At 42.0% G+C, this 13,505-nt stretch carries 9 protein-coding genes; 8 read left to right on the plus strand and 1 reads right to left on the minus strand.

Annotated features, from left to right (window positions below):
- Positions 1-30: 30 nt before the first annotated feature.
- The 5 genes from ACKPCE_RS06080 (at position 31) to ACKPCE_RS06100 (ending at position 8,514) form a co-directional block, all read left to right on the plus strand.
- Positions 31-1,221 carry an esterase gene (locus tag ACKPCE_RS06080; protein WP_319504513.1) on the plus strand — a complete coding sequence of 397 codons (1,191 nt, stop codon included), beginning with the start codon at positions 31-33 and terminating at the stop codon, positions 1,219-1,221.
- A gap of 14 nt (positions 1,222-1,235) precedes the next feature.
- Positions 1,236-3,572, plus strand: coding sequence for a glycoside hydrolase family 3 C-terminal domain-containing protein (locus ACKPCE_RS06085; RefSeq protein WP_319504514.1), 2,337 nt, complete (start codon positions 1,236-1,238; stop codon positions 3,570-3,572).
- An 88-nt stretch (positions 3,573-3,660) separates the two neighbouring features.
- On the plus strand, positions 3,661-6,150 hold the full coding sequence (locus ACKPCE_RS06090; RefSeq protein WP_319504515.1) for a glycoside hydrolase family 3 N-terminal domain-containing protein: 2,490 nt from the start codon (positions 3,661-3,663) through the stop codon (positions 6,148-6,150).
- Between the two features lie 84 nt (positions 6,151-6,234).
- Positions 6,235-7,926, plus strand: coding sequence for a S41 family peptidase (locus tag ACKPCE_RS06095; protein WP_319504516.1), 1,692 nt, complete (start codon positions 6,235-6,237; stop codon positions 7,924-7,926).
- Positions 7,927-8,028: 102 nt separating this feature from the next.
- Complete coding sequence (locus ACKPCE_RS06100) at positions 8,029-8,514, plus strand: hypothetical protein (RefSeq protein ID WP_319504517.1); 486 nt, start codon at positions 8,029-8,031, stop codon at positions 8,512-8,514.
- 125 nt (positions 8,515-8,639) lie between these two features.
- On the opposite strand, the gene ACKPCE_RS06105 is transcribed toward ACKPCE_RS06100, so the two are convergent.
- Complete coding sequence (locus ACKPCE_RS06105) at positions 8,640-9,266, minus strand: tetratricopeptide repeat protein (protein ID WP_319504518.1); 627 nt, start codon at positions 9,264-9,266, stop codon at positions 8,640-8,642.
- A gap of 511 nt (positions 9,267-9,777) precedes the next feature.
- Here ACKPCE_RS06105 and mnmA point away from each other — a divergent pair.
- From mnmA to xseA, 3 genes are read left to right on the plus strand one after another with little or no spacing between them, the layout of a single operon-like run.
- Complete coding sequence (mnmA, locus tag ACKPCE_RS06110) at positions 9,778-10,872, plus strand: tRNA 2-thiouridine(34) synthase MnmA (RefSeq protein ID WP_319504519.1); 1,095 nt, start codon at positions 9,778-9,780, stop codon at positions 10,870-10,872.
- A gap of 25 nt (positions 10,873-10,897) precedes the next feature.
- Positions 10,898-12,262: a S8 family peptidase gene (locus ACKPCE_RS06115; RefSeq protein WP_319504520.1), complete on the plus strand. Its 1,365-nt coding sequence runs from the start codon at positions 10,898-10,900 to the stop codon at positions 12,260-12,262.
- Entirely contained in the window at positions 12,263-13,504 is a 1,242-nt protein-coding gene (xseA, locus tag ACKPCE_RS06120; RefSeq protein WP_319504521.1) for an exodeoxyribonuclease VII large subunit, read from the plus strand. It abuts the gene before it with no gap.
- The last annotated feature ends 1 nt before the right edge of the window (position 13,505 follow it).

Raw genomic sequence — 13,505 nt, forward strand, 5'->3', positions numbered from 1 at the left:
TTGTATATTATATTAATAAATTAAAGTTGTATGAAAAGATCTTTTGGCTTAGCATTTGCCTTGTTTGTGTGTACTTTTACTTTTGCACAACAAGCTCTCTGGGGAGGAACATCCATTGTTTCACCCGAAATTCATGAAAATAATACGGTTACCTTTCGATTAAAAGCGCCTAAGGCCGTCAAAGTTCAAGTTACGGGTGATTTCTTGCCTACGCAAAAAATAAAGACTCCCTTTGGTGATTTCGACGGGCCCGGAGCAGCCGACCTGATTGAAAAGGATGGCACATGGGAATATACTACCCCACAACCGTTGAAACCTGAACTATATAGTTATACTTTCTTGGTAGACGGCTTAAAAATGAATGATCCGAATAATGTGTATATGATTCGTGACGTAGTGAGTGTGACCAACGTTTTTATCATTGGTGGCGGACGGGCCGATTTGTATAAAGTGAACAAAGTTCCTCACGGTACGGTAAGCAGGGTATGGTATAACAGTCCCACGTTGGGAATGGATCGCCGTCTCACGGTTTACACTCCTGCCGGTTATGAAACAAGTGGAAAGAATTACCCCGTTTTTTATCTGTTGCACGGCATGGGTGGAGATGAAGAAGCCTGGATTGCATTGGGACGTACCGCTCAGATTCTCGATAATTTAATTGCCCAAGGTAAAGCAAAACCCATGATTGTGGTAATGACGAACGGAAACGCTTCTCAGGAAGCGGCTCCCGGGGAATCTTCTTTAGGGTTTGTTTCCCCCAATATGCAATTACCCAAGACGATGGAAGGCTCTTTTGAAATGGCTTTCCCCGATGTTGTGAAGTTTATAGACAAGAACTATCGTACCATTAGAAGAAAACAGGCACGTGCCATTGCAGGTTTGTCAATGGGAGGCTTTCACTCCATGCACATATCCAAGCAATTTCCCGATATGTTTAACTACGTAGGTCTTTTTTCTGCTGCCATTATGCCCGATAATAATGTGAAGTCTCCTGTGTACGCAGATCTTGAAGGTAAACTTAAGGCTCAATTTGCTCAAAAGCCCGCTCTCTATTGGATTGCTATCGGAAAGACTGACTTCTTATATAAAGCCAATGAAGATTTTCGTAAGTTGATGGACGATAAAGGCTATAAATACACGTACTATGAGACAGATGAAGGACATATTTGGAAAAATTGGCGGATTTATCTGACCGAATTCTCTCCTTTATTGTTTAAATAAATAAAGAGTATACCATGAAAAAACAGTATCTACCAGTCTGCCTGCTATCATTGATGATTGTTTCCTGTGCTCCTCGCGAGCCAAAACTCGGTAAATCATCATTGAAAGATGTAATAGCGGCCATGACTTTAGAGGAAAAAGCGCATTTAGTGATAGGAACCGGCATGGCCGGTTTCACGGGCGATAGTGCCGTAATCGGTGAGACAAAAGCCTTGGTTCCGGGAGCAGCAGGGACTACATATCCCATTGAACGTCTCGGTATTCCGGCAGTCGTTTTGGCGGACGGTCCGGCCGGATTGCGTATTAATCCCAAACGTGAGGGAGATTCTGCAACCTACTATTGCACACATTTTCCCATCGGAACGCTGCTGGCTTCAACTTGGAATCAGGAGTTGGTTGAAAGCGTAGGCAAAGCTATCGGAAATGAAGTGTTAGAATATGGTGCGGACGTGCTGTTGGCACCTGCTCTGAACACGCATCGAAACCCGCTTTGTGGTCGAAACTTTGAGTATTATTCAGAAGATCCTGTTGTAAGTGGCAAAATTGCAGCCGCCTACGTGAATGGAGTGCAGAGTAATGGAGTGGGAACTTCTATCAAGCATTTTGCTGTTAATAATCAGGAAACAAATCGCATGGCAAATGATGCCCGCGTTTCTCCTCGTGCATTAAGAGAAATCTATTTGAAAGGGTTCGAAATAGCAGTCAAAGAATCACAACCGTGGACGGTTATGTCTTCCTATAATTACTTAAATGGAACTTATACGTCTGAAAGCAAAGAACTGCTCAGCACTCTTTTGCGTGACGAATGGGGCTTCAAGGGAATGGTTATGACCGACTGGTTTGGCGGCAAGGATGCTGTGGCACAGATGATTGCGGGAAATGACATGCTACAACCGGGGCAAGACAAGCAATACGAGGCTATTGTGAAAGGTGTGAAAGAAGGCAAACTAGATGAAGCTGTTTTAAACAGAAATGTGAAGCGCATTCTTGAGATGATTTTACGTACTCCCCGATTTAAAGGATACGAATTTTCAAATAAACCCGATTTGAAAGCCCATGCAGCCATAACCCGCCAGTCGGCTACAGAAGGAATGGTTTTACTCAAGAATGAGAAAGAAGCTTTGCCTTTTACTTCCCAGGTAAAGAACATTGCCCTGTTTGGTTGTACTTCGTATGATTTTATTGCCGGCGGAACAGGCTCCGGTAACGTGAATCGTGCCTATACTGTTTCTTTATTAGACGGGCTTACCCGTGCAGGCTATCAGGTAAATGAAAATTTGAAGAGTCAGTACGAACAGCACATCATTTCTGAAAATAAGAGGAATGAACCAAAAGAAAAAAATCAGATGAGTGCTTTCCTTCCTAAACCTCGTCCCACTGAAATGGTTCCTTCAAAAGCTTTGTTGAAAGAAATGGCGGCCGGATCAGATGTAGCCCTGATTACAATAGGACGCACTTCCGGTGAATTCTTGGATCGCACCGTGGCGGACTTTAATTTAACAAAAGAAGAATCCTCTTTGATACAAAGCATAACCAACGAGTTTCACTCAGCTGGGAAAAAGGTTGTCGTGGTGCTCAACATTGGCGGAGTTATTGAAACTTCTACCTGGAAAAATCTGCCGGATGCCATTTTATGCGCCTGGCAGGCAGGTCAGGAAGGTGGTAACAGCGTGGTAGATGTGCTGAGCGGCAAGGTTTCTCCAAGTGGTAAATTAACCATGACTTTCCCGGTAAAGTTTGAAGATGCTGCGTCATCCAAAAACTTCCCCACAGAAGGTGCCATGGGAGATATGGACTTTATGAACCCTAAAAAGAAAACCAATAAACCATTGTGGGACTATACCAATTACGAAGAAGACATCTATGTGGGTTACCGTTATTTTGATACTTTTGGAAAGCAGGTGTCGTATCCGTTTGGTTACGGACTTTCGTATACCTCTTTTTCTTATGAAAATCCACGTATCAAAGAAGATAAAGACAAATATGTTATTACTGTTACTGTTAAAAACACAGGAAAGTATTCGGGGAAAGAAGTTGTTCAACTGTATGCTTCAGCTCCCGACCGCGTGAATGCCAATAAACCCGAGAAAGAATTGAAGGCTTTTATGAAAACCAAGAATCTGAAACCGGGTGAATCTGCTACGGTGGTTTTAACTGTCGGCACTTCCGAATTGGCCTCTTTCGATGAGCAATCATCGTCTTGGATAGTAACTCCAGGGGTGTATCAATTTCAAATAGCCTCTTCATCTCGTGACATCAAGATGGTACTTGACGCAAATGTTACTTCAACTTCGGCAAAGGCAACTGATATTTTAAAGCTAAAAGAGCCGATTGATCTCTTGAAGAGATAATTATTTATTTTAAAATACATCTTGTTATATTTTGCAGATATAGCAAGATGTATTTATCTTTATATCCGAATAAATTAAAATGAATACTATGAACAAGAAGTTGTTATTATTTCTGGCCTTGTCTGGTACCTTGTGTACGGCAATGGCGCAAAAATCTGCTAAACCAGCTATCCCCAGAGACGAGAAGATAGAGCAGCAGGTGGAAGCGCTGCTTGGCAAAATGAGTCTTGATGAGAAAGTGGGGCAGATGTGCGAGCTTTCTATTGACGTGATCAGCAAGCGGGTCAACCCTTTCGGCAACATCAACCCCGCTGAGTTTACCGTAAAAGATTTACGTAAAATCCTCCAAAAATATAAACTCGAAAAAGAATACGACCTTTCAAAAGGCATGCCTTCGCAGGATGTAATCATGCAAATATACATGCGCATTCAGGATATTGAAGGGAAAAAAGGTTTCCAGATTGACGAGGCCAAGTTGGATAGTGCCATTACGAAATATAAAGTAGGCTCTATCTTGAATGTGCCCGGGGGAGTGGCACAAAGCACCGCTAAATGGCAAGAAATCATCAAGCGTATTCAGGACAAATCCATGAAAGAGATAGGTATTCCTTGTATTTACGGGGTTGACCAAATACATGGAACAACTTATACGGCAGGCGGAACCTTCTTCCCACAAGGTATTAACATGGGAGCAGCGTTCAACCGTCAGCTTACTCGTGAGGGCTCTCGCATATCGGCCTATGAAACAAAGGCAGGTAGTATTCCGTGGACTTACGCGCCGGTGGTTGACTTGGGGCGCGACCCTCGTTGGGCTCGCCAGTGGGAGAACTACGGTGAAGATGCCTACCTGAATGCCGAAATGGGACGCGAGTCTGTTCTTGGTTTCCAAGGTGAAAACCCTAACCAGATTGGTTCTAACCATGTAGCAGCTTGTCTGAAACATTACATGGGATACGGCGTGCCGGTGAGCGGCAAAGACCGTACTCCTTCGTCCATTACAGTGCAGGATATGCGCGAGAAGCATTTTGCTCCATTTCTTGAAGCGGTAAAAGCGGGTGCGCTTTCGGTTATGGTAAACTCTGCCATGAACAATGGGCTGCCTTTCCATGCAAACTATGAATTACTTACTAAATGGCTGAAAGAAGACCTGAACTGGGATGGAATGATTGTGACCGACTGGGCGGATATTAATAACCTATACAGTCGCGACCACATTGCAGTCAACAAAAAAGAGGCGATAAAACTTGCTATCAATGCAGGCATCGATATGTCGATGGACCCGTACGACTGGCATTTTTGCACACTTTTAAAAGAGCTTGTTCAGGAAGGTGAAGTTCCCATGAGTCGTATTGATGACGCCGTGCGCCGAGTTCTGCGTCTGAAGTATCGTCTGGGATTGTTTGATAAACCCTACTATGACTTAAAAGATTATCCACTTTTCGGCAGCAAAGAGCATGCTGCAGCTGCCTTACAAGCAGCGGAAGAATCGTTGGTGCTTTTGAAGAATACCAATAACTTGCTTCCTTTGAGTAAGGGTAAGAAAATCTTATTGACGGGCCCCAACGCAAACTCCATGCGTACCCTTAACGGAGGCTGGTCATACACTTGGCAAGGTAGCAATGCTGAGGCCTTGTCCGACAGTTACAACACTATTTTAGAAGCCTTTACAAATAAATTTGGTCAAGAGAATGTTGTTTACGAGCCGGGAGTTACTTATAATGACAAAGGCAACTGGTGGGAAGAAAACCAGCCCGAAATAGAGAAGGCCGTAGCCGCTGCTGCCGGTGTGGATTATATTGTTGCTTGTATTGGTGAAAATTCATACTGCGAAACACCGGGTAACCTTACTAATTTATTCCTTACTGAGAATCAGCGAAATCTGGTTAAGGCCCTAGCGAAGACAGCTAAACCCGTTGTGTTGATTCTGAACGAAGGTCGCCCCCGCTTGATTGCCGATATCGAACCCCTTTCGGGAGCAGTGGTAAACATCATGTTGCCGGGAAATTATGGCGGTGACGCATTGGCTAATCTGGTTGCCGGTGATGCCAACTTTAGCGGAAAGTTACCTTATACATATCCTAAAGAGATCAATTCATTGGTTACCTATGATTACAAACCCAGCGAACATATAGGGAAACAAATGGAGGGTGCCTACAACTATGATGCCGTGGTTAACGTGCAGTGGGCGTTTGGATACGGATTGAGTTACACTACGTTTGCATACAGTAACTTCCGCGTTGACAAGTCTCAGTTTACTGCCGATGACGTGCTTACTTTTACGGTTGATGTAAAGAACACAGGCAGCAAGATAGGAAAAGAAAGTGTTTTGTTATTCAGCAGTGACCTGGTGGCTTCACTGACTCCCGACAATAGACGTTTGCGCGCTTTCGAGAAAGTAGAGTTACAACCCGGTGAAACGAAAACCGTTACGCTCAAGGTGAAGGCTTCTGACCTTGCTTTCGTGGGTTACGATGGCAAATGGGTATTGGAGAAAGGAGATTTCCGTGTTCAAGCCGGTAACCAGTTGGTTAACATTACTTGTTCGGAAACCAAAAAATGGGAGACTCCTAACAGATAACGGATTGTTATAGTATTTATAGAGACAACCTCTCAAGCCCGACATGTATGGTGGTGTGGTTTGAGAGGTTTTTATAATTTACGTATGAAAATAAAATCAATATTGTGTGTTTTCCTTTTTTCTATCATAACACTCTCTTGTAAGGGAGTATTGATAAATAATAAACTTACATCACAGGTTGAAGTTAACTCTCTGAATGTTAAATATCTTTCTGTTATCTGTAAGACATGGGGGCTGATGAAATATTATCATCCTAATGTGATATCTGGAGAATATGATTGGGACAAAGAACTATTCAATGCCATAAACAAAATCTCAGAAAGTAAATCAGATTGTGAATTCAAAGCCAATTTGTTAAGTTGGATAAAATCTTATGGTCCAATTCAAATAGATGAAAAGGTAAATAGAAAAGACAATCTACCAGCTACCAAAGTAAAAATGACTAACGACTTTGATTGGATTGAATCTGCATTAATTCCGGAAGAAGCCCGATTAATACTAAAATCTATCGTTTCTCATCAAAATGACGGAATTTCATTCTACGTGAAAAAGACAGTAGCCGGTGAGGCGCAGTTTACAAATGAAAATGTATATAATGATTTGACTAATCCAGACTTAGGTTTTCGATTGTTGACACTATTTAGATATTGGAATTATATAGAGTATTTCTACCCATATAAATATTTGGCTTCGGATTGGAATTTAGTTTTGGAAGACTTTATTCCCATGATGTATAAATCGTATGATGAGATTGAATATAGAAAGATACTGTGGGAATTATTTTCTAAAATAAACGATTCACATGCAAATCTAATCACTGATTCTATCTGGAGCGACTTTAAAGGTGTCAATAATCTGCCGATTAAACTTTCTAGAATCAATAATAAATTTATTATTGTAGACAGTTACAGTGAAAATCAAATGCCAGATGAATGTTTTTTGCCTGGCGATGAATTGATTATGATAGATGGAATAGCTGTAGATTCGTTATTCCATCTATCGTCAGATTATATTCCATCTTCAAATCTAAAAACAAAATATAGAGATTTTTTGCTAGATCTACCAAGGAGTAATAAGAAAAGATTGGAGATTACGTTTATTAGAGATGGAATATTACATTCAAAGAAATGTATATTGCGAAAAAACAACGAAAGCTACTTTTTTGATCGCCTTCCTGTTCCTAAGATCAGTTTTATGGATTTTGATTCGATTGCTTATGTTAACTTGTGCGCTAGTCAGCAGGTGGATTTAATAAACCTTATCGATAAAAAAATCATAATTGCGGATTTAAGAGGTTCTATATCTAATGATGTCGAAAATTTCTTAGAGATATCAGATCTCATTCCGTATTATACCAAATTTGCTATATCCTCAGAGATAGATAATTATAAACCTGGAAGATTTATAATTAATGAAAATGCTGCAACTCTTTCTACAGGTAAAGACCGTCGATTCAAGGGTGAACTGATTCTTCTTGTGAATGAATTTACGCAAAGTAATTCGGAATTTATGGCTATGCTTTATCAATCCTTACCAAATACCTTAACCGTAGGGAGCCAGACTGCTGGGACCGATGGTAATATGACTTTTGTTGATTTGCCTGGAGGAATTAAAACCGCATTTACAGGAGTTGGCATTTATTATCCCGATGGAAGTGAAACACAAAAAGTAGGCATAAAAATCAATAAATATGTAGAGCAATCGCTTGAGGATGTTATCAAAGGTCGAGATACACAACTAGAAACCGTATTTCAAATGTTAAATATTAAGATGTGATTATATATGACCCATTATAACAAAGAATCGACTGCCTGCACCAGCACATTACGAGGTTGGATTCGTATCTTTGCTTCGTAGTATGAATTAAATGTTGCTTTGATGAAAAGATTAATGTTGTTAGTAGGGATTGTCTTACTCTCTATTGGAGTAAATGCTCAGCAAGATTCGCTGTTTGTAATTAAGAATATGGGTAACAGAGTGTTGTTAACTCCTAAAAGTGTTCAAAATCCATTCATTGGCATGAAACGAAGTGTCTATACTCCAAAGTCTGAATGGTTAACCATAGGAATAAATAAAATAGTAAGGTCTTGCTTCGATGCAAAACATCGAAAATCATTATTGGATGCGAGAATATTTGTTAATGTGTATGGCGATTGGTCAGGAGAGATAAAATATGTGGATTTTTTAGTGTCTAAAAGCGAAGCAGCCAAGGTTTCATTTGAAGATTTAAATAACCTTCAGCAAAGAGTAAAACTTCTAAAAATCCCGCAAAGTGAGAACTTATCCGTTCATAAAATGACAGCAGACTATTTTAAATTAACCTATTTGCTTAGATGTGAATCTGAATATTCCCCTGATAAATAACAGTCATTACGGAGCTGATTTTAATGTTCATTGTCTATTGAAATAGATGTAATTTTCAAATATACCACACATTATATTTCTATGAGAATTAATATTAGTAAGATAGCTCCTTTATATTCTTTTTTCTATAATTTTATATCATCAAAAAAAATATTTGAAATTTCGTAATATTGGTCAAGATCTTCTTTGAAGGTTTTCAAAACGATGTTTTTAGGGCTTTTTACTAATGCCTGATTTATTATTCTTAATGCCTCTTTCTTTTTTTTCTGATACATATATATTTCTGCTTTTTTGATTATTACATCAATATTGAGAGTGTCTTCTAATAATTTATCGCATTGTATTAATGCAGCGTTAAAATATATTTCAGATGAATCCATCCGCCCTATTAACCTGTTTTTTTGTCCATAATATATCAATCTGTCAACATTGAATTTATCCTTACTCAGTGTTCTCTCTTTTAGCAAGAAAGCCTCTTTTTTCTTATTTAGTAATGCTAATATCTGAGCTCTAACGTTTAAATTGTATAACAAATTGCTATTACTGGAATCTAAAGCCATTGCTTTATTATTTAAGACTAAAGCATGATTTAGGAGTATAGAGTCTTGGTTACTCTGGAAAGTTAAAATTAATTCAATAACAGAGTCGTTCAGAATCTTTAAATCCTTATTGTTCTCATGTTTTTTATCAATACCTGATTGATTACATGCACATATTAATATTGCAATGTAACATAATATTGTATTCTTCATCGTTTGTACCTTTTACTTTATACATATTCTCATAAAGTCAAATCTATCTATACCGCTCAAATATTGCAATGAACTCACTATCTGCAAAGATATAAGTTATTTTGTCTTTTTAATCTTATCATTGCAAAACTTTTCATACACCCGGGTGTACAGATGTTATACACCCGGATCTACAGACCATGTACATGGGGGTGTACAAACTGTGTACACCGAGGTGTAGACGAAAATTGCTAACCTGCAAAATAAATCGCAGAAGCATGCTAACTAAAAATCTTATATAGAAAGAATAAATAGCAGCAAACATGTAAGGAATTACTGCCAAAAAAGTTGGTGATACTTGGTGATACTTGGTGAGGCTTTTTTTAAGGCAAGTATCACACGCAACAGTTTGGTTATCAGCTGGCTATGGCGTTGGTGACACTTGGTGATACTTTTTTTTATGCATTTTATGTAGCGAAGCTGGTAATCTCCTCAAAATCATGTAAATTTGCAGTATCCATTTATTTGTTGCATGAAAGAAGGGAAAAAGAAAGTTTTAGTTGGGATGAGCGGTGGGATAGACAGTTCGGCTACCTGCTTGATGCTACAGGAACAAGGATACGAGGTGGTAGGACTTACCATGCGCGTTTGGGAGAAAGATGATTTTATTGCCGATGCCAAGGAACTGGCGCAAAAAATAGGGGTGGAGCATTATGTGGTCGATGAACGTGTGCCCTTCAAGGAAGTCGTCGTGAAAAACTTCATGGATGAATACAGGCACGGTCGTACGCCTAACCCTTGTGTGTTATGCAATCCGCTGTTTAAATTTCGCATATTGCTGGAGTGGGCTGATAAATTAGGATGTCAGTACATTGCAACCGGGCACTATTCTAAATTGGAGGAACGGAACGGGCAGATGTACATCGTGCGCGGCGAGGATGAAGGTAAAGATCAGTCGTACTTCTTGTGGAGACTGGGACAGGCGGTGTTGAGGCGTTGTCTTTTTCCGTTAGGGGGTTACAATAAATTGCAAGTTCGCGAATATCTCAATAGCAAAGGCTTTGTTGCAAAATCACGTGAGGGTGAAAGCATGGAGGTGTGTTTCATTGAGGGTGATTATCGCGATTTTCTCCGGAAGTATGACCCTCAGATTGATGAGGAGATTGGCGAAGGATGGTTTGTTAGTCACGATGGGGTGAAGTTGGGACGCCATAAAGGGTTTCCTTATTACACGGTTGGGCAGCGAAAAGGACTGGAAATTGCTTTGGGAAAGCCCATGTATGTGCTCAAACTCAACCCGGAAAAGAATACAGTGATGTTGGGTGAGGCCGAACAACTGAAAACGGAGTATATGTTGCTTGAACAGGCGCAGATAACGGATGAGACTGAATTGCTTTCGTGCAGCAATCTGGCAGTACGCATTCGTTACCGGAGTCAGGCTATTCCCTGCCGGGTATTGAACGTGGGCGACGGGCGGTGGCTAGTTCGCTTTCTGGCGGTAGCGTCGGCGGTAACACCCGGACAATCGGCTGTCTTTTACGACGGAAACCGGGTTTTAGGAGGAGCATACATCGCTTCGCAAAGAGGAATCAACTTAATTATTAATGATAAGAAAGATGGCTGGTAATGCTGGCCGGCCAACAAGAGTTTTTATGAGAATATTTGCTATGGCACTGCTTGCGTTTGTATCGATTACAGTCGCAGCACAGAAAGATACATTAAAATTTAGGGTGAGTTTAACCGATAAGGCAGCAACGACTTACTCGCTCAGCAAGCCGCAGGAGTTTTTATCGGCAAAGGCATTGGCACGTCGTGCCCGCCAGCAGTTATCGGTAGACTCGACCGACTTGCCTGTATGCGCCAAGTATGTTGAGGCTATTCGGAAACAAGGGGTGAGGATTGTAGTAACCGGTAAATGGGATAATTTTGTGACGGTTTCTTGCAACGACAGTTCGCGCATGGCCCGTATCAGTAGGCTGCCTTTTGTTCGATCGGTGGAGAAGGTGTGGCAACAGCCTACCCGCAAGAACAAAGACAAGGCGTTGAAAAGAGATTCTATAACGGATAAGGTGGTGCGTGTTGACAGCCTTTACTATGGGAAATCTTATCGTCAGATACAAATGAGTAAGGCCGATAAGTTGCATGAGGCCGGGTTCAGGGGCAAGGGAATGACCATTGCAGTCATTGATGCGGGCTTTCATAATGCCGATCGTATCAAGGCGATGCAGAATATACATATTGTAGGTGTGAAGGATTTTGTAAACTCTTCGTGCGATATTTATGCTGAGAGCAGCCACGGCATGAAGGTGCTTTCGTGCATGGGCATGAATCAGCCTTATGTAATGGTGGGTACGGCTCCCGAAGCTGATTACTGGTTGCTTCGGAGCGAAGACGAATATTCTGAAAATCTGGTGGAACAAGATTATTGGGCAGCGGCTATTGAATTTGCCGATAGTGTTGGCGTTGATTTGGTCAATACGTCGCTGGGGTATTATGCTTTCGATGATCAATCAAAGAATTACGAATACCGCAACCTCAACGGGCAATATGCCTTGATGTCTCGTCAGGCTTCCAAATCGGCCGATAAGGGTATGGTGGTTGTGTGTAGTGCCGGAAATTCGGGAAGTGGTTCTTGGAAAAAGATAACTCCTCCGGGTGACGCTGAACATGTTATTACGGTGGGGGCTATTGCTAAAACGGGCATTCTGGCTCCGTTCTCTTCCATAGGCAATACGGCCGATAATCGCATTAAGCCCGATGTGGTGGCGGTAGGTATGGCTGCCGATGTAATGGGAACCGACGGTGTTGCGGGAAATGCAAACGGTACTTCGTTTGCCTCACCCATCATGTGCGGCATGGTGGCTTGCCTGTGGCAGGCTTGTCCGCAACTTACGGCTCATCAGTTGATCGATTTGGTGAGGACTTCGGGCGACAGGGCATCTTTCCCGGATAATATTTACGGTTACGGTGTGCCTGATCTTTGGAAGGCGTATCAATGGACCAATAAACAAAAATAAATGGAAAGTCTCTCTCTTTTTGAGCTGAACGCATTGGTAAAACGCAGTTTGTCGCAATGCCTGCCCGACGAATATTGGGTGCAGGCAGAGTTGAGTGATGTGCGCTCAAACAGCACGGGGCATTGTTACCTGGAGTTTATTCAGAAAGATCCGCGTAGCAATAATCTGGTGGCCAAAGCGCGAGGTACTATTTGGGCAACCATTTATCGCATACTGAGACCTTATTTTGAAGAGGCTACCGGTCAGGCATTTACATCGGGCATCAAGGTGCTGGTAAAGGTATCGGTAGAGTTTCATGAGTTATACGGATACAGCCTTACTGTGCATGATATTGATCCCACGTATACGTTGGGCGATATGGCGCGGCGCCGTCGTGAGATACTCAAACAACTGGAGGAGGAGGGTGTGCTAACGCTCAACAAGGAGTTAGACATGCCTTTGTTACCTCAATGCATTGCTGTAATCTCGTCGCCCACCGCTGCCGGTTACGGTGATTTTTGTCACCAATTACAGAGTAACTCTTTCGGCTTTTATTTTTATACGGAGCTGTTTCCGGCCCTGATGCAGGGCAATCAGGTTGAAGATTCTGTTTTACAGGCGCTCGATAAGATACATGCCCGGATAGATGAGTTCGATGTGGTGGTTATTATTCGGGGAGGTGGAGCCACATCCGATTTGTCGGGCTTTGATACGTATCTTCTGGCGGCTTCTTGTGCTCAGTTTCCGTTGCCTGTGATAACGGGTATCGGTCATGAAAGAGACGATACCGTACTCGATTCTGTGGCGCATACCCGTGTGAAAACGCCTACGGCAGCAGCGGAATATTTGGTGGCGCGGATGAGTGATGCTGCGGCGCAACTTCTTCATTGGGCCGAACAGCTCAGGGATGTGGCTTTGAACCGGATGGAAGAGGAAAAGCAAAGATTGATGTACTTGCAACGGCGCATTCCTTCGGCAGTGGTTTCCCGTTTGTCGGCTGCAAAAATGCAACTGCTTACCGCACGCAAGGATATGCATCGTGCCGTGCAGGTGTTGCTTACCGCGCAGAAACATCGGCTGGAGCTGGTGGCGCAACGGGTAGAAGGTGCTTCGCCGGAGCGTTTGTTGCAACGGGGCTACAGCTTAACGCTCAAAGAGGGTAAGGTGGTTACAGATGCAACGAGCTTGCGTGAGGGCGACCGGCTGACTACGCGTCTGGCAAAAGGGGAGGTAGATTCTGTCATTAGTAAAGTTAACAGTTAAA

This window comes from Bacteroides graminisolvens, from assembly GCF_963666085.1.
Classification (GTDB): domain Bacteria; phylum Bacteroidota; class Bacteroidia; order Bacteroidales; family Bacteroidaceae; genus Bacteroides; species Bacteroides graminisolvens.